Here is a 16,853-nt window from a genome sequence, read left to right on the forward strand (position 1 = left end):
GAACGTGGGACGGCGTTCACCGACACGGCGCAACTCACACCTTCGGGCTAGGGGCGGGACCGCCGGGGTGCCGGTGCCGGCGCGGCGTGACCAGACCCGATTCGTAAGCCAGCACCACCAGCTGGGCCCGGTCCCGCGCGCCGATCTTCGTCATGACCCGGCTCACGTGGGTGCGGGCGGTCGCGGTGGAGATCACCAGGTGGGCGGCGATTTCGTCGTTCGAAAGCCCACCCGCGACCAGGGCCAGCACCTCGCGTTCGCGGTCGGTCACCCCGTGGACGGCGGACGGGTCGACGCGCCGGTGCTCCGGCCGGGCGACGAATTCGGCGATCAGCCGGCGGGTCACGGTCGGGGCGAGCAGGGCCTCCCCCGCGGCCACCACCGGCAGCGCGCGCAGCAGCTCCGCCGGCTCGGTGTCCTTGAGCAGGAATCCGCTGGCGCCGGAGCGCAGGGCTTCGAAGACGTACTCGTCGACGTCGAAGGTGGTCAGCACCAGCACCTTCACCTCGGCCAGCGCCGGGTCGGCGGTGATCCGGCGGGTGGCGGCGAGTCCGTCGGTGCCGGGCATCCGGACGTCCATCACCACGACATCCGGCCGGTGCTCGGCGGCGAGCGCGACGGCCTGCTCGCCGTTGCCGGCCTCCCCGACGACCTCGAACCCGTCCTCGGTCTCCAGCAGCACCCGGAACCCGGCCCGGACCAGCGCCTGGTCGTCGGCCAGCAGCACGCGGATCGTCATTCGTCCCCCTCGACGGGCAGTTCGGCCCGCACCTCGAACCCGTCGCCGGTGAAGCCGGCCTCGACCGTCCCGCCCAGGGCCGTCGCGCGCTCGGACATGCCCCGCAGCCCGTGGCCCGGCGTCGGCCCGACCGTGCCGCGGCCGTCGTCCCGCACGGCCAGCGCCAGCGTTCCGCGCCGCCGTTGCAGCCGGACGTCCACCCGCCCCGCGCCCTCGGCGTGCCGGACCACGTTGGTCAGCGACTCCTGCAGGATCCGGTACGCGGCGCCGTCGACGGGCGCGGGCAGCTCCCCGGCCTCGCCGTGCAGCTCGACCCGCAGGCCCGCGGCGCGCGCGTGGTCCAGCAGCTCCTCGATCTGCGTCAGGCTCGGCGCGGGCGCCTTGTCCTCCCCCGAACGCAGCACCGCCAGCGTGGCCCGCAGGTCGTTGAGCGCCGAAGCGCTGGCCGCTTTGATGTTCAGCAGCGCCTCCTTCGCCTGCTCCGGGCGCCGGTCGGCGACGTGCGCCGCGACGCCGGCCTGCACGTTGATCATCGCGAGGCTGTGCGCGACGACGTCGTGCACCTCGCGCGCGATCTGCAACCGCTGCTGTTCGGCCATCCGGTGCCGGTGCTCGTCGGCCTGCGCGCGCCGGGCCGTGATCGCCGCGAACTGGTAGCGCACGGCCGTGCCGACGCCGATCACCGCGGCCGACCACAGCACGGCGATCCCGGCGCTCGCGTCGGGCGCGAAGCTCCGATGGGCGATCGAGCCCACGACGTACGCGGTGAGCAGCACGGCCGCCGCGGTGATCCCGGCGGTCAGCGGCCCGCGCTTGCGCGTGAGCATGAACAGCGCGACCGCCGGCACCACCAGCACGGGCCCGCTGGGCCCGCCCACCTCGTGGTAGGCGTACACCGAGGCGGCGGTGGCCACGAAGAGCGTCAACGGGAAGCGGTGGACCAGCAACAGGGTCAGCACCATCGCGATCAACCACAGGGCGTACGCGGCCGTCAGCCGCTGGGCCTCTGGCTGCCAGCGGGAGGCGGCGCTGCTCGCGCCCAGCACGAAAGCGAGCGCCAGCACGGTCCGGAACCCCCGCCCGAACCACGGGTTCCGCCCGCGCCACCGGTCCTGCCGCATGCAGCGAAAGCTACCGGGCCCGGCCGCCGCGTGCGTCCGTCCGCAGGCGGCTTTCCCGCGGTCGCCTTCCGCGGTACTTCGGAACAGGGGTGCTTCAGAACACCAGTGGGAGCTTCGCCGCCGTCTCCTCGTCGGCCGGGGTGTAGGTCGACATGGTGACCTCCGAGCGCCGGCCCAGGTAGAGGTAGGTGAAGTCGAACTTCAGCAGGCCGGCCTCGGGGTGCAGGAACCGCTTGGTGCGCACCGGATCGGCGTTCACGTCGTGCTGGTCCCACAGCCGCGCGAACATCGGCGATTCCGCCTTCAGCCGTTTGACCAGGCACTTCCACGAGGTGTCGGCCACGTGCTCGGCCATCGCGGCGCGGAACGACGCGATCACCCGCGGCACGTTGGTCTCCCAGTCGAGCATCCGCTCGCGCCACCGCGGGTTGGTCAGGCACTGGACCAGCGTGTTGCGGTCTTCGAACGGGATTTCGTCGACCTCGCCCATCAGCCAGGTGTAGCCGCGGTTGTAACCCAGCAGGTCGCAGCGCGCGTTGCGCACGACCACCGGGTACGGCTCCAGCTTCGCCATCATCATCCGCATCGACGGCGTGACGGCGTTGCACTGCTGGTCCGAGACCGGCTCCGGCGCGCCGGCCAGCGTGAACAGGTGCAGGTGCTCGTGCGGGTCGAGGCGCAGGGTGCGGGAGATGGCCGACAGGACCTGCTCGGAGGCGTTGATGTCGCGGCCCTGCTCCAGCCAGGTGTACCAGGTGACCCCGACCCCGGCGAGCTGCGCGACCTCCTCGCGGCGCAGGCCCGGCGTCCGGCGCCGGCCGCCGAGGGGCAGCCCGACCTGCTCGGGCGTGATGCGCGCGCGTCGGCTGCGCAGGAACGCGCCGAGCTCGTCCCGGCGCAGGCGTTCTTCCACGGCGCTGGTCATGAAAGCCAGGTAAGCACAGCGACCAGCCTGTTACCAGGTAGTCCCACTACCAGGATGAAGCCACACCTGGTACCAGGTTGAGATCGACCGGATCGTGGGACCCATGACCGCGACAACCACCGCGCCGGCCCCGACCCCGGTCGCCGCCGGCGCCCCCGCCCGGCCCGGCCTCACCCCGGCCGGACTGGTCACCGTGCTGCTGGGGGCGGCCCTCCCGATCATCGACTTCTTCATCGTCAACGTCGCCCTGCCGACCATCAGCCAGGACCTGCGCACGTCCGCGTCCACCCTGGAGCTGGTGGTGGCGGGGTACGGCATCGCCTACGCCGTGCTGCTCGTCCTCGGTGGCCGGCTGGGCGACACCTTCGGCCGGCGGCGGCTCTTCCTGCTCGGCCTCACGCTGTTCACCCTCACCTCGCTGGTCTGCGGCCTCGCCCCGGACGCGACGACGCTGGTGCTCGCCCGCGTCGCGCAGGGGGCGGCCTCGGCGTTGCTGCTGCCGCAGGTGCTCTCGATCATCCAGGCGGGCACCACGGGGGAACGCCGCTCGCGCGCCCTCGGATTGTTCGGCGCGACGGGCGGCATCTCGACCGTGGTCGGCCAACTGCTGGGCGGCGCGCTCGTGGCCGCGAACCTGGGGGGCACGAGCTGGCGGCCGATCTTCCTGGTGAACGTGCCGATCGGCTTGTTCGGGCTGCTGATCGCGCGCCGCACGGTGCCGGACAGCCGCGCTGCGAGCCCGCTGGGCATCGACCGCTGGGGCACGGCGCTGCTGGCCGCTTCGCTGCTTTCGCTGCTGGTTCCGATCATGGAGGGCCGATCGCTCGGCTGGCCGTGGTGGACGATCGCGCTGCTGGCGCTGTTCCCCTTCGCCGCCTTCGCTTTCGTAAGGGTGGAGACGCGCCTCGAACGCCACGGCGGGATGCCCCTGCTGCCGCCTTCCCTGCTGCGGACGGCGAGCGTGCGCCACGGCCTGATGGTCGCGGTGCCGTTCTTCTGCGGCTTCGGCTCCTTCATGTTCGTCTACGCGATGACCCTCCAGGACGGCCTGCACCTCGGCCCGCTCGGATCGGGGCTCGCGCTGACCCCGATGGCTGTCGCGTACTTCACCACGTCGCTGGTCAGCAGCCGCCTGGTCACCCGGTACGGCCAGAAGGTGGTCATCGTGGGCGGCGCGGTGCTGGCGCTCGGCCTGCTGGTGCTGGCGGGCTCGGCGCTGCTGGCCTGGCCGGACCTGTCGATCTGGGACCTGGCCCCGGCGATGGTCCTGATCGGCGTCGGCAACGGGATGACCACGAGCACGCTGTTCCGCATCGTGCTGTCCCGCGTCCCCACCGACCTGGCCGGGGTGGGCGGCGGGGTGCTGACGACCACGCAGCAGACCTCGCTGGCGCTGGGGGTGGCGGTGTTCGGGAGCTTGTTCGCCGGGTTGGGCGCGCACGGTTTCGAGCAGGCGTTCGTGGTGGTCATCGGGGTGCTGGCGGTGCTGGCGGTCCTGGTCGCGGGGTTGGCCCGCAAGCTGCCGGACCCGCGGTGAGGACGCTCACCAGCGCTCGGGCCGCTTCAGCTCCGGCTCGTACGGCTGCGTGATCACTTCCATGCCGTTGCCGCCCGGATCCAGGAAGTAGACGCCGCGACCGCCGTGGTTGTGGTTGATCTCGTGGCGCCGCTGCCCCTGCGGGTCGGCGTGGTAGGTCACGCCGGTTTCCTCCAGCCGCGCGAAAAACGCGTCGAAATCGGCCTCCGGGATCAGGAAGCAGTAGTGCTGCAGGCGCCGGTCCCCGTCCGGGACGGTCGCGAAGTCCAGCCGGACTCCGTTGCCGACGTGGACGGGGATGAACGGGCCCCACTCCTCACCGGTTTCCAGCCCGAGCAGACGGGCCAGGAATTCGGCGGACTCCCGGTTGTCCCGGGAAGGGACGATCAGATGGTTGAGCTCAACGGAAACTGACACGGGACAATGCCTCCAGCAGGCATCTCGGCCCCTCCATGCCTCACCCAGCCGGTGACCGACACGCGAAGCCGCCCCGCCAGCCTAGTCAGCGGCGTCCCGATTCCGCCAGGGACTTCGGCCGGGCGACGCGCGGACGGCCGACGCCCTGCCAGGACAGCCCGGCGTCCAGGACCCGTTGCGGGTCCAGCAGGTTCCGCGTGTCGACGACGTCGTCGCCCTCCATCGCGTCGGCCATCACGCGCCAGTCGAGCGCGCGGAACTCGTCCCACTCGGTGAGGACCACGATCACGTCGGCGTCCTTCGCGACCTGGTACGGGTCGTCGACCACGGTCATCCCGTCGATCCCGGTGTCCACCGCCGGGTCGTACGCGGTCAGCTCCGCGCCGAGTGCGCCCAGCACGGACGCGACGGCCAGCGCGGGCGAATCGCGCAGATCGTTGGTGCCGGCCTTGAACGCCAGGCCCAGCAGGCCGATCCGGGCGCCGGCCAGGCTGCCGCCGCAGGCGCCGGCGATCTTGGCGACGATCCGGTCGCGCTGGGCGATGTTCTCGTCGATGGCCGAGGTCAGCATCCGGAAGTCGTAGTTCACCGATTCGGCCACCTTGACCAGTGCGCTGGTGTCCTTCGGCAGGCACGAGCCGCCCCAGCCGGGGCCGGGCTTGAGGAACGAGCGGCCGATCCGCCGGTCGTACCCCATGCCCTCGGTGACCAGGTCGATGTCCGCGCCGAGCCGTTCGCACAGTTCGGCGATCGAGTTCACATAGGACAGTTTCAGGGCCAGGAAGCAGTTGGCCGCGTACTTGACCAGCTCGGCGCTCGCCGCGTCGGAGACCACCACGGGGGCGGCGAGATCGCCGTAGAGGTCGCCGACCCAGCGGGCGGCCGCGCGGTCGTCGGAGCCGACCACGATCCGGTCCGGGCCGAGGAAGTCGGCCACCGCCGTGCCCTCGCGCAGGAACTCCGGGTTCGACACCACGGGCACGTCCGCGCGGCCGAGCATCGCGCGGATCCGCTTCGAGGTGCCCACCGGCACGGTCGACTTGGTGATCAACGCGCAGCCGGAGGGCAGCACGTCGCCGATCTCGTTCGTCACGGCCTCCACCGCCCGCAGGTCGGCCGAGCCGCCCGCGCCCATCGGCGTCGGCACGCAGAGGAAAACCCCGTCGGCCTCGCGCACGGCGGCCCGCGCGCCGACCACGAACGACAGCCTGCCGGTGCCGAGGCCCCGCACGACCAGCTCGGCCAGCCCCGGTTCGAGAATGTCCACTCGGCCGGCGGACAGGCGTGCGACCTTCGCCTCGTCCACGTCCACGCAGGTGACGCGATGCCCCAGGCTCGCGAGACATGCCCCCGTGGTCAACCCGACGTACCCCGTCCCCACCACCACGATCCGAGCTGCGCTCATGCTGCCGAAGGTGACAGCCGGAGTTGACGACCGCGCTAACGGAAGTGGGCGCCGCCGAATACTCCGCGCGACAGTGTCGGAGCGAGGGCGGGTGAGCCAGCACACGCGCCCCGCGTGCGAACGAGCGTTAACCTGGGCCGGACGGTGCGCCGGCCGCGCCCGTGAGTCAGGAGAAGGGCAGAAGATGCAGATCACCGACAGCGCAGCGCTCGTCACGGGTGGCGCCTCCGGCCTGGGCGGCGCGACCGCCAAGGCCCTCGCCGCGAAGGGCGCGCGGGTGTTCGCGCTGGACCTCGCGGGCTCGATCGAGAAGGCCGAGACGATCGAGGGCGTCACCTACGTCGAGGCCGACGTGACCGACCCCGAGCAGGTCCAGACCGCGGTGGACACCGCGGCGGGCTCGGGCGTGCCGCTGCGGACCGTGGTCAACTGCGCCGGGATCGGCCCGTCCGCGCGCATCCTGTCCAAGAAGGGCCGTCACGACCTGGCGCTGTACGCGAAGGTCGTCCAGATCAACCTGATCGGCACGTTCACCGTGCTGACGATCGCCGCCGAGGCCATCGCGGCCACCGAGCCGCTGGCCGACGACGCCCGCGGCGTCATCATCAACACCGCCTCCGTCGCCGCCTTCGACGGCCAGATCGGCCAGGTCGCGTACTCCTCGTCCAAGGGCGGCGTGGTCGGCCTGACCCTCCCGGCGGCGCGCGACCTGTCGACCTCCGGCATCCGCGTGCTGACGATCGCCCCGGGCATCGTCGACACCCCGATGCTCGCCACGGTCAGCGACGAGTTCCGCGCGACGCTGTCCGCGGGCGTGCCCTTCCCGAAGCGTCTCGCCCGCCCGGAGGAGTACGCCCAGCTCGCCCTCTCGCTGATCGACCACGACTACCTGAACGGCGAGGTCGTCCGGATGGACGGCGCGCTGCGGATGGCGCCGCGCTGACCCGCGGCGGGGACCGCGCCCGCAGGACGCGGTCCCCCGGGCCGGCCGGGAACTACAGGTCGAGCATGTACGGGACTTCGGTCTGCGCCCGGTCCGACATCCACTCGCGCAGCGCCTTCGTGGCCTTGACGTCGTCCTCGTTGTAGCGCAGCAGCCGTTCGCGCTGGGCGTCGTCGGGCCGTTCGCCGTCCATGCCGACGGCGTCGCGGTACCAGCGCATCGACGCCTCGCCGCCGGCCTCCGGATCGCGCCAGGTGAAGCCCGCGACCGGCGCGACCACCTTGAGCCCCTTGCCGCGGGAGCACAGGAACTGGTCGGTGACGCTGCGGAACAGGTCGACCCACTCGTCAGAATCCACAAAGGACTGGACTGCCCGGCGCGAGGGGATGCCCGGGTGGTCCCCGAAGCGCTCCACCGAGCCGTACAGCCAGCGGTTCTCCGCCAACGCGTTGTAGCAGTACGCGCGGAAGGTCAGCCCGGCCGCCAGCGTGCGCTCGCGGACGTCGGTGAACCAGGCCCAGAACTCCGCGAACGAGCGCGCCTCGTCCGTGGTCGGCAGCGGGTCCCAGGTCGCGAAGGCGCGGTAGCCGTGCGGCAGCCCGACGTCGGCGCCGGACAGCAACGTGCCCCACAGGTACGCGCCCGCGTCGCCGAAGCTCTCCATGTCGACGTCGATCTCGACGTCCGCGCGCGCCACCTCGACCTCCGGTGTGCGGCGGACCATGGTGAGGTCGGCCAGCCAGGCGCGGGCCAGCATGATGGCGTCGGCGAAGGTGCCGCCGGTCCAGTTCATCGGGGGCGCGTCGTCGGCCGGGTCCAGTGCGGCCAGGCTGTCCACGGTGGACACACCGGCCCGGCGCAGCTCGGTGGCGTCCTCCCCGCGCACGACGAGGCTGACGTCACGGGTTTCGGTCAGCAGCACCTCGCACGTCGGCCAGTACGGGCAGCGGCGGCATTCCAGCACGCGCGAGGGCATGGCCAGCGGCTCGTCGCCGGTCGCGGCCGCGGTGGCGACGGCGAGGCGGTCGGCGAAGCGGGCGTCGTACTCGTTCAGCGCGCTGCGCCCGCCCGGCCAGGTGCCCGCGGTGAGGTCGTGCCAGACGACCACGTCGGCGTCGAGGCCGATCACGCCGCCCATCGCGCGGCCGGGCTCGGCCCGGCCGTGGGTCTGCAGCATCCGCCGCAGGTGCGCGAGCCGCAGTTGGTCCCGCGGCTGCGAGCGGACCTTGCGCGCCTCGTCCGGACCGCGGTGCGCCGGGTCGAGGTCGGTCATCGCGGTGGTGGGCGCCCCGGAGCCGCGGTCGGTGATCCGGTGCCGCACCACCAGCACCGGCACGTACCCGGTGCTGGTCCTCACCAGCAGGTCGACGCCGCCGCGCCGGTGCTCGATCGAGTCGGCCGGCAGCAGCCCGCCCCAGATGTACCGGACGCCGTCGGCGAAGGCCTGCTCGGTCAGCCGCACCCGCTCGGGCGCCGGGCGGTCCCGGGCGATGCGGGCCCAGGTCGCGTCCGGCCCGGCGGCCTCGACCAGCCGGCGCAGGATCTGCTCGCGGTGCGCGGTGGCGTCGTCGATCCGCTGCTGCGCGGTCGGGTCCGGCGGCGGCAGCGGCACCTCCCGCATGGCCGGGTCGTGCTCCAGGTGCACCCGACGCCGGCACCGGCTGACCGCGCCCGCGTCGAGCAGCACCTCGTTACCCATACTGATCACCTTAGAACTGGTCCTGCGAGCCGACATGCCCGCCACCTCGGGGACCAGTAAGTTCAAGCCCGACACGTCGCAGGAGGTGGGTCATGGCGCGCAAGGCCAAGCAGGGCGCGGGTGAGGCTCGAGTCACCCCGAAGAAGGCGAAGAACGCGGTCGCGGTGGCCAAGGTGCTGGGTCCGGCGGTGCTGCCGGTGGTGGCGCCGTACGCCGTTCGCGCGGCGGGCGCGGCCCGGGAGCTGTACGACCGGTACCAGGCGCGCAAGCTCGGCGTGGCCATCGACCAGCTCGGCGAGTACACCGGCCGGGGCGCCGCGCTGCACGCGCGGATCGCCGGCCTCGTGCAGGGGCTGGCCGAGCTGCGGAAATCGGCCAAGTCCTCGGCTGCGGACACCCAGTTCGCCGACGAGACCCAGGGCACGCTGGAGCAGTTGTCCGCCACGGTCCGGGCGGCCGAGCGGATGCCCGCGGCCCGGCGCAAGGCGGCGCACCGCGCGGTCGCCGGCGAGCTGGACCGGCTGGAAGAGCAGTTGCTGCACCGGCTCGGCGTCTGAAGACCGAGCAGCGACGGCCCCGCCCGCGATCGGTGGGCGGGGCCGTCGTGGTCTTCAGGAGTTCCGGCGCAGCGGCCCGAGCGACTCCGTCACCCGCACCAGCTCGTCGAACCTGGCCCGCGCCGACGTGGTCATCACTTCGTTCGGCTCCGCAGCGCCGAAACCACCTGCTCGATCATCAGCGCGGCCCGGGTGCCCGCCGCGACGCCGCCGTAGCTGACCAGCCCGACGGCCTTGTACCGCCACTCGTGGGGCAGGTGGTCGAGCGCGTTCTTCAGCTCGGCGTGGAAGGCGTAGTTGTACTCCGGCATGACGAACGCGAACGCCTCGGCGATCTTCGCGCTCCAGTCCTTGGTGTGCCGGGGCGCGCCTCCCGGCGTCCGGAGTTGATCTCCTCCGCAACTTGGCATTGCTCAGGATCTCGGCCCTCCGGCGCCGGGAGGCGGGCGCGGGCTACTTGATGAAGCCCTTCTTGAGCATCCAGTCGTGCGCGACCGTGCCGGCGTCCTTGCCGTCGACGTCGACCTGCTTGCACAGCTCGACCATCTGCTTGTTGTCGATCGCGGCGGCCACCTCCTCCATCGGCCCCCGGATCTCCGGGTGCGCGTTGAGGAAGTCGGTGCGCATCGTCACGGCCGCGTTGTACTGCGGGAACGCCTTCTTGTCGTCTTCCAGCACCTTCAGGTTCAGCCCGGAGATCCGGCCGTCGGTGGTGAACACCTCGCCGATCGGGCAGGTCCCGTTGGCCACGGCCGAATAGATGGTGCCGATGCCGAAGTTCTCGATCTTCGGGTTCTGGAAGCCGTACGCCTTGACCGCCGCCGGGAAGCCGTCCTGCCGGCTGGTGAACTCCGTCTCCAGGCAGAACCGCGCCTGATCCGGCTTCTGCTTCAGGAAGTTCGCCAGGTCGGTGGTGGTCTTCAGGTTGTTCTGCTCGGCGTAGGCCTGGGTGGTGGCGAAGGCGTACTGGTCGTTCAGCGGCGAGTAGTTCAGCCAGGTCACGCCGTTCTTCTCCGCGTCGGCCTTCGCGGTCGCCTCGTACTGCGCCCGCTCGCCACCGGGCACCGGCAGCTCGTTGCCCTGGTAGTTGATCCAGCCGGTGCCGGTGTACTCCCAGGTCACGTCGGTCTGCCCGTTGAGCAGCGCCTGGCGCGAGGAGTTCGAACCCTTGATGTCGGTCAGGTCGACCACGTCCGCGCCGGCCGCGCTGAGCGCCATCTCCGCCATGTAGCCGAGGATGATGTTCTCGGTGAAGTCCTTGGACCCCACCACCACCCGCTGGCCGGACAGCGCCGGGATGGGCTGGATCGAGCCGGGCTCGATCGTGTAAGGCACGGAGGTGTTGATGTCGAGGCCGCACGAGGTCAGCGTGCCCGCCAGCACCGCGACCCCGATCAGCGCGCCCGTCTTCTTGAGCACGTTCATCAGCGGAGCCCCTTCGGTCCGAAGAACTGTTCCGCCACCGCGCCCAGCCAGTCGACCAGCAGCGCCAGCGCGACGGCCAGCACGGAACCGGTGACCAGGACCTTGGTGAGGTTCAGCTTGTAGCCGGTGTCGATCAGCAGGCCGAAACCGCCGGCGTTGACGAACATGCCGAAGGTCGCGGTGCCCACCGCCAGCACCAGCGAGGTGCGCAGCCCGGCCAGGATCAGCGGGACGGCCAGCGGGAATTCGACCCGCCACAGCACCTTCGAAGCCGACATGCCGATCCCGCGGCCGGCGTCGATCAGCGACGGGTCCACCTGCTGCAACCCGACCATGGTGTTGCGCAGCACCGGCAGCAGCGAGTAGAAGGCCAGCGGCAGCGCCGCGACCCACAGCCCGCCGACCGCGCCGGTGACGATGAACCACAGCACCAGCACGCCCAGCGCGGGTGCGGCCTGGCCGATGTTGGCGATGGCCAGGAAGAACGGCGCCAGCCACCGCGCCCACGGCCGCGTCACCATCACCCCGAGCGGCACCGCCACCAGCACGACGATCGCCGTCACGACGACCGTCATCAGCAGGTGGTCGCGCAGGGCGGTGAGCAGCGAGGTCGCGTTCAGCGTCTCCTTCTCGGTGGCGGTGAGCCCGGTGGCGAACACCCAGATCAGCGTGACCGCCACGATCACGAGCACGGCGATCGGCTGGGCGAGCAGCCGGACCCGCTCGGCGCGGCGCGAACCGGATTCGGTGCTGAAGCCCGTGTCGACGGCCGCCGTCATACCGAAGCCTCCTCGGTGTGGTCGTCGGCGTGCTCCTGGCGCAGCTGCTGGATCGTCGCGATGACGGTGTCCAGCTCGATCGTGCCGGCGAATTCGCCCCGGGCCCCGGTGACCGGCACCGAGCCGCCCTCGGCGAGCATCGCTTCGAGGGCGTCCTGGAGCGTCGACTGGAGGCTGACGATGTCGCGCAGGGGCTTGCCCGCGTCGGCCAGCGAAGTGCCGGCCGTCAGCTGGCGGCGGTGCACCCAGCGGGTCGGGCGGCGGCGCCCGTCGAGGACCAGCACGAAGTGCTTGCGCTGCGCGTCGAGCTTCTTCGCGACCTCCGACGGCGACTCGTCCAGGCCCGCGGTCAGCGCGTCCTGCTTGAGCTCGACGTCGCGGACCCTCAGCAGCGTCAGCTGCTTGAGCGAAGCGCCCGCGCCGACGAAGCCGGCCACGGTGTCGTCGGCCGGGTTGGCCAGGATCGCGTCCGGGGTGTCGTACTGCAGGATCGACGACTGGTTGCCGAGCACCGCGATCTTGTCGCCGAGCTTCACGGCCTCGTCGAAGTCGTGCGTGACGAACACGATCGTCTTCTTCAGCTCGGTCTGCAGGCGCAGCAGCTCGTCCTGCAGGTTGCCGCGGGTGATCGGGTCGACGGCCCCGAAGGGCTCGTCCATCAGCAGCACCGGCGGGTCGGCCGCGAGCGCGCGGGCGACCCCGACCCGCTGCTGCTGGCCCCCGGAGAGCTGGCGCGGGTAGCGATCGCGGAAGTCGGCCGGGTCGAGCCCGACCAGGTCCATCATCTCCTCGACCCGGTCGCCCACCCGCTTCTTGTCCCAGCCCAGCAGGCCGGGGACCACGCCGATGTTCTGCGAGACGGTGAAGTGCGGGAACAGCCCGGCCTGCTGGATCGCGTAGCCGATCCGGCGCCGCAGCGTGTCGACGTCGAGCTTCAGCGCGTCGTCGCCGCCGATGGTGATGCGCCCGGAACTCGGCTCGATCAGCCGGTTGATCATCCGCATCGTGGTGGTCTTGCCGCAGCCGGACGGGCCGACGAAGACCACGATCTTGCCCGCGGGCACGACCATCGAGAAATCGTCGACCGCCGGTTCGCGGGTACCGGGGTACCGCTTGGTGACGTGGTCGAGTTCGATCTCGACGCCGGAAACCTCATCGTGCTCAGCCACGGACACCCCTCGAGACGGTCAATCGCTTGATCAGGACATAGATGCCGTCGAGGACGAGCGCGAGGATCACCACGCCGACGGTGCCCGTGAGGGCCTGGTTCAGAGAGTTCGCGCTGCCCGCGTTGGTCAGCCCGGAGAAGACCTCGGCCCCGAGGCCGGGACCCTTCGCGTAGGCGGCGATGACCGCGATACCCATCAGCATCTGGGTGGACACCCGCATACCGGTGAGGATCGCGGGCCAGGCCAGGCGCAGTTCGACGCGGGTGAGCACGCTGACCCGGCTCATGCCGATCCCGCGAGCGGCGTCGGTGATCGCCGGGTCCACGCCGTCGAGCCCGACGATCGTGTTGCGCACGATCGGCAGCAGGCCGTAGAGCACCAGCGCGATCACCGCGGTGGTGGAGCCGAGCCCGGAGAGCGGGATCAGCAGCCCCAGCAGGGCGAAGGAAGGGACCGTGAGGATCGTGCTGGCCAACGCCGTGGCCAGCGCCGAACCGATCGGGCTGCGGTACACGACGATGCCGATCAGCACCCCGAGGATCGCGGCGAGGACCGTGCACTGCACCACCATGCTGGTGTGCAGGTACGCCTCCAGCCACAACTTGCTCGCCCGGTCCGAGATGTACTCGAAGAGGTTCATCCGTATTCGTTCTCCTGCCGCATGTGCGGACCCCCCGAGTTCACCCGTTCGGAGTAGTCCATCAACCGGCTGAGTGACTACCCGAAACGAATGCGGTTGAAACCGCCCTTGTGCTGTTGGTTCGACCACCGTTCCGCATCCCGACACGATCGGCAACCGGCGTGACCACTCCGGACGAGCTGTTTTACCTGATCGAAATCGGTTTCCCCGCGTTCACGGCCGGGGTTTCCACCACTCGCCACCACCGTTTTCCCCGGATTTCTCCCGATCGGGAGGGTGCTTTCGCGCACCGAAAGCAACGATTTGGGCCGCCCGGAAATTCGGCTGATCTTCGTAATCCTGCGAGAGCGCTCGCGCACGCACAGTCACGATCCGAGCCGCTCGGCGCTCACCCGGCGAGAGCGTTCGATCGCCGGGAGTGGCCTCGTTAAGCTGCCCTGGTGAGCTCCCCGACCCGGTCCCGCGGCGCGCTCGCCGCCGTCCGCGGTGGGCTGCTCGCGATCTGTTCCGGCACCCTCGCCGTGGGCGCGCACGCGGCGGCCGGCGGCGGCGTCCCGGACCCGGCGCTGACCCTGCTGCTGACCGGGCTGCTCGGCTGGACCGCCACCGCGGTCGCCGGGAAGGCCCGCGGCCCGGTCGCCACCGTGGTCGTGCTCGGCGGCGGGCAGCTGGTGATGCACCTCGTGCTCACCGTCCTCGCCGCCCACGAGATGACCCCGGCCGCCGACGGTCCGGGTGGCTGGGCGATGACCGCGGCCCACTCCGCCGCCACCCTGCTCACCGCGCTGCTGCTGGCGCGGGCCGACCGGGTGCTGCTGGCCGTGCTGCAGGTCGTGCGCGCGTTCCTCCCGCTGCTCACCGCCGCGCTCCCGGTGCCCGCCGCGGCGCCGGTCCCGCTTCCCCCGCGGCCCGCCCGGGTCGCGGCGTTGCCGCGCGGGGCGAACCGGCGCGTCCACGGCCGCCGCGGACCGCCCGTCTTCTCCTGAACCCCAGATCCCCAGCCCTTTCCCGTGCGGAGCCTCGTTCTCCGGCGGATCATCTTGTTCAGGAGCAGTTGTGTCCCGTCACCACGTCTTCCAGCGCGCCGGAGTGCTCGCCGCCACCGTCGGCGCCGCCGGCCTGCTCGGCGCGGGCATCGCGTCGGCCCACGTCACCGCGAACGTCTACGGTCCCCAGCCCGCCAAGGGCGGCTACGGCGCCATCTTCTTCCGCGTCCCCAACGAAGAGGCGGGCGCCGGCACGGTCAAGGTCGAGGTCGACCTCAAGCCCGAGTACGGCATCGGCGGCCTGCGCACCAAACCGATCCCCGGCTGGACCGCGGAGGTCACCAGCTCGCCGCTGGCGCAGCCGGTGACCACGGCGTCCGGCACGAAGATCACCAAGGCGGTCACCAAAGTGGTCTGGACCGCACAGCCCGGCACCAAGATCGCCGCGGGCTCGACCGAGTTCCAGGAGTTCGAGATCAGCGCCGGCCCGTTGCCCTCGAACGTCGACCAGCTCGAGTTCCCGGCCATCCAGACCTACGAGGACGGCAAGGTGGTGCAGTGGAACCAGCCCACGCCCGCGAGCGGCGAGGAGCCCGAGCACCCGGCGCCGGTGGTCAAGCTCGCCGCGGCCGAAGGCGACGGTGACCACGCCGCCGCGACGACCACCACCACCGGTGGCGCCGAGGCGGAATCGTCCTCTTCGGACACCACGGCCCGCTGGCTCGGCGGGGCCGGGCTCGTCGTCGGCGCGCTGGGCCTGGGCGTCGGGGCCGGCGCCATCCTGCGCTCGCGTCGTCCCGCCACCACGGCACCCGGGAAGACCGGAGGAACCGAATGATGCGGAAAACGCTCTTCGCACTGGCGGTCACCGGGGCGGCCCTGCTGGGCACGGCCACCCCGGCGCTGGCGCACAACGTGCTGATCAACTCCGACCCGGTCACCGGCGCGTCCGTGGCCACCGGGCCGGCGAAGGTCACGCTGACCTTCGACCAGTACGTGCAGAACGCCGACGTCAACCAGATCGCGGTGACCGGGCCGAACGGCGGCCAGTGGGCCGAGGGCCCGGTGACCGTGGCGAACAACGTGATCACCGCCCCGCTGCGGCCGCTCGGCCCGGCGGGCCGGTACACCGTCGGCTACCGGATCCTCTCGGCCGACGGGCACCCGGTCTCGGGCGAGATCCCGTTCACCCTCACCACCGCGGGCACCGGCACCCCGGCGAACGTCGACGCGGCCAAGGCCGCCGGGGCCCCGGCGGCCGGAACGGCTTCGTCGAACTCTTCGACCGGGGTCCCGATCTGGGTCTGGATCGCCGGCGCGGTGGTCCTGCTCGCGATCGGCCTCACCGTCGCGCTCCGCACCGGCGGGCGGGAGCCGGGTCAGGAGAAGGCGAAGCCGTGACCTCGGCCGAGACCACCGCGAACGTCCGCTGGGCCACCGTGCTGTGCGCGGTCACGGCGGGATTGCTGGGCGCCTTGATCGGCGTCGCGCTGACCGCCACCGCGCCCATCCCGGGTCTGGTGGAGCCGAGCGCGGTGGTCTCGACCGCCATCCCGATCGTGCGGGTGCTGCTGGACCTGTCCGCGGTCGCCACGATCGGGCTGGCGCTGCTGTCCGTGCTGGTCGGCTACGACCGGCCGAACCTGACCGAGCCGGTGCTGCGGCGGGCGCGCCCCGCCGCCGTCGCCGCCGCGCTGGTCTGGTCGGCCAGCGCGGTGGTGGCGCTGGTGTTGCAGACCGCCGAGTACAAACCCGGCTCGCCGACCCTGACCGCGTCCGACCTCGGCACCTACGTGGCCGAGGTCGGCGCCGGAAAGGCGCTGGTCATCGTCGCGGTGCTGGCGCTGGTGCACGCCGGGCTCGGGTTCCTGGCGCTGCGCCAGGGCGAGAAGGTGCCGGCCGAGGTGCGCGTCGGCCTCGGCCTGTTCGCGCTGCTGCCGCTACCGGTGACCGGCCACGCGTCGAACTGGAGCTACCACGACTACACGATGATCTCGATGGAACTGCACGTGATGAGCGCGGTCGCCTGGTGCGGCGGCCTCGGCGCGATGACCGTGCTGCTCGCTTCGAACCGCACGCTGCTCGCCTACGCGCTGCCGCGGTTTTCCAAACTGGCCACGCTGTGCCTGGTCATCTCCACCGTCACCGGGCTGTTCAACGGCGGGGTCGAGATCCTGGCGAACCCCACCATCGGCTTCTGGGCCGGGGTCTTCACCACCCCGTACGGCCGGCTGATGCTGCTGAAGCTGCTGTGCACCGGCGTGATCGCCGGGCTCGGCGCGAACCTGCGCTGGCGGCTGATGCCGCGGATCCTCCGCCACCACCGCACGGCGATCGCCTCTTGGGCCACGCTCGAGGTGACGGTGATGGGCCTGGCATTCGGCTTCGCGGTGGTGCTGACCCGCGCGCCGGTCACCGTTTCCTGAAACTCCGGGCGCTCGCACCCGGCCGCCGAACGGCCTTTGGTGACTTCGTGTAGCTGCAATTTGCACTTCGGGATTAGCAGTAAGC

The 16,853-nt window shown here is 71.6% G+C and carries 18 protein-coding genes; 7 read left to right on the forward strand and 11 right to left on the reverse strand.

Going from position 1 to position 16,853, the window contains the following annotated elements; genetic code table 11:
• Positions 1 to 34: 34 nt before the first annotated feature.
• From NYF13_RS05445 to NYF13_RS05455, 3 genes are all read right to left on the reverse strand, one after another.
• The gene (locus NYF13_RS05445; protein WP_315654547.1) at positions 35 to 739 is read right to left on the reverse strand and encodes a response regulator transcription factor; all 705 of its coding nucleotides are present in this window, start codon (positions 737 to 739) and stop codon (positions 35 to 37) included.
• Positions 736 to 1,860 carry a histidine kinase gene (locus tag NYF13_RS05450; RefSeq protein ID WP_315654548.1) on the reverse strand — a complete coding sequence of 375 codons (1,125 nt, stop codon included), beginning with the start codon at positions 1,858 to 1,860 and terminating at the stop codon, positions 736 to 738. The genes NYF13_RS05445 and NYF13_RS05450 overlap by 4 nt, the downstream gene beginning before the upstream one ends.
• 94 nt (positions 1,861 to 1,954) lie before the next feature.
• Positions 1,955 to 2,785 (reverse strand): helix-turn-helix transcriptional regulator, encoded by an 831-nt coding sequence (locus tag NYF13_RS05455; protein ID WP_315654549.1) that lies wholly within the window; start codon positions 2,783 to 2,785, stop codon positions 1,955 to 1,957.
• A 103-nt stretch (positions 2,786 to 2,888) separates the two neighbouring features.
• Between NYF13_RS05455 and NYF13_RS05460 the strand changes: the two genes are divergently transcribed.
• The gene (locus NYF13_RS05460) at positions 2,889 to 4,322 is read left to right on the forward strand and encodes an MFS transporter (protein WP_315654550.1); all 1,434 of its coding nucleotides are present in this window, start codon (positions 2,889 to 2,891) and stop codon (positions 4,320 to 4,322) included.
• 6 nt (positions 4,323 to 4,328) lie between these two features.
• Here NYF13_RS05460 and NYF13_RS05465 read toward each other — a convergent pair whose 3' ends face one another.
• Together NYF13_RS05465 and NYF13_RS05470 are read right to left on the reverse strand one after the other, a co-directional pair.
• Positions 4,329 to 4,739 (reverse strand): VOC family protein, encoded by a 411-nt coding sequence (locus NYF13_RS05465; protein WP_315654551.1) that lies wholly within the window; start codon positions 4,737 to 4,739, stop codon positions 4,329 to 4,331.
• 85 nt (positions 4,740 to 4,824) lie between these two features.
• Positions 4,825 to 6,144: a UDP-glucose/GDP-mannose dehydrogenase family protein gene (locus tag NYF13_RS05470; protein WP_315654552.1), complete on the reverse strand. Its 1,320-nt coding sequence runs from the start codon at positions 6,142 to 6,144 to the stop codon at positions 4,825 to 4,827.
• Between the two features lie 184 nt (positions 6,145 to 6,328).
• Here NYF13_RS05470 and NYF13_RS05475 point away from each other — a divergent pair, with 184 nt between their 5' ends.
• A complete protein-coding gene (locus NYF13_RS05475) occupies positions 6,329 to 7,087 on the forward strand; it encodes an SDR family NAD(P)-dependent oxidoreductase (RefSeq protein ID WP_315654554.1) in 759 nt (252 codons plus the stop codon).
• 52 nt (positions 7,088 to 7,139) lie between these two features.
• Here the strand turns inward: NYF13_RS05475 and NYF13_RS05480 are convergent, their stop codons facing one another.
• Positions 7,140 to 8,786, reverse strand: a complete 1,647-nt coding sequence (locus NYF13_RS05480) for a TM0106 family RecB-like putative nuclease (RefSeq protein WP_315654556.1) — start codon at positions 8,784 to 8,786, stop codon at positions 7,140 to 7,142.
• Between the two features lie 92 nt (positions 8,787 to 8,878).
• On the opposite strand from NYF13_RS05480, the gene NYF13_RS05485 reads away from it, so the two are divergent.
• Positions 8,879 to 9,343 carry a DUF6474 family protein gene (locus NYF13_RS05485; RefSeq protein ID WP_315654558.1) on the forward strand — a complete coding sequence of 155 codons (465 nt, stop codon included), beginning with the start codon at positions 8,879 to 8,881 and terminating at the stop codon, positions 9,341 to 9,343.
• Between the two features lie 134 nt (positions 9,344 to 9,477).
• On the opposite strand, the gene NYF13_RS05490 is transcribed toward NYF13_RS05485, so the two are convergent.
• The 5 genes from NYF13_RS05490 to NYF13_RS05510 are packed head-to-tail and all read right to left on the reverse strand — an operon-like array spanning position 9,478 to position 13,356.
• On the reverse strand, positions 9,478 to 9,753 hold the full coding sequence (locus tag NYF13_RS05490; protein ID WP_315654559.1) for an NAD(P)H-dependent oxidoreductase: 276 nt from the start codon (positions 9,751 to 9,753) through the stop codon (positions 9,478 to 9,480).
• 43 nt (positions 9,754 to 9,796) lie between these two features.
• On the reverse strand, positions 9,797 to 10,768 hold the full coding sequence (locus NYF13_RS05495) for a glycine betaine ABC transporter substrate-binding protein (protein ID WP_315654560.1): 972 nt from the start codon (positions 10,766 to 10,768) through the stop codon (positions 9,797 to 9,799).
• Entirely contained in the window at positions 10,768 to 11,547 is a 780-nt protein-coding gene (locus tag NYF13_RS05500; protein WP_315654561.1) for an ABC transporter permease, read from the reverse strand. The genes NYF13_RS05495 and NYF13_RS05500 overlap by 1 nt, the downstream gene beginning before the upstream one ends.
• On the reverse strand, positions 11,544 to 12,716 hold the full coding sequence (locus NYF13_RS05505) for an ATP-binding cassette domain-containing protein (RefSeq protein WP_315654562.1): 1,173 nt from the start codon (positions 12,714 to 12,716) through the stop codon (positions 11,544 to 11,546). Before NYF13_RS05505 ends, NYF13_RS05500 begins: the two co-directional genes overlap by 4 nt.
• Positions 12,709 to 13,356 (reverse strand): ABC transporter permease, encoded by a 648-nt coding sequence (locus NYF13_RS05510; RefSeq protein WP_315654563.1) that lies wholly within the window; start codon positions 13,354 to 13,356, stop codon positions 12,709 to 12,711. The genes NYF13_RS05505 and NYF13_RS05510 overlap by 8 nt, the downstream gene beginning before the upstream one ends.
• A gap of 491 nt (positions 13,357 to 13,847) precedes the next feature.
• Here NYF13_RS05510 and NYF13_RS05515 point away from each other — a divergent pair, with 491 nt between their 5' ends.
• From NYF13_RS05515 to NYF13_RS05530, 4 genes are all read left to right on the forward strand, one after another.
• Complete coding sequence (locus NYF13_RS05515; RefSeq protein WP_396287235.1) at positions 13,848 to 14,342, forward strand: hypothetical protein; 495 nt, start codon at positions 13,848 to 13,850, stop codon at positions 14,340 to 14,342.
• Positions 14,343 to 14,412: 70 nt separating this feature from the next.
• Positions 14,413 to 15,180 carry a YcnI family protein gene (locus NYF13_RS05520; RefSeq protein WP_315654566.1) on the forward strand — a complete coding sequence of 256 codons (768 nt, stop codon included), beginning with the start codon at positions 14,413 to 14,415 and terminating at the stop codon, positions 15,178 to 15,180.
• Entirely contained in the window at positions 15,180 to 15,743 is a 564-nt protein-coding gene (locus NYF13_RS05525) for a copper resistance protein CopC (protein ID WP_315654568.1), read from the forward strand. Before NYF13_RS05520 ends, NYF13_RS05525 begins: the two co-directional genes overlap by 1 nt.
• Positions 15,740 to 16,768: a CopD family protein gene (locus NYF13_RS05530; RefSeq protein ID WP_315654569.1), complete on the forward strand. Its 1,029-nt coding sequence runs from the start codon at positions 15,740 to 15,742 to the stop codon at positions 16,766 to 16,768. Before NYF13_RS05525 ends, NYF13_RS05530 begins: the two co-directional genes overlap by 4 nt.
• The last annotated feature ends 85 nt before the right edge of the window (positions 16,769 to 16,853 follow it).

Origin of the sequence: Amycolatopsis sp. PS_44_ISF1 (assembly GCF_032335455.1) — a bacterium.
Classification (GTDB): domain Bacteria; phylum Actinomycetota; class Actinomycetes; order Mycobacteriales; family Pseudonocardiaceae; genus Amycolatopsis.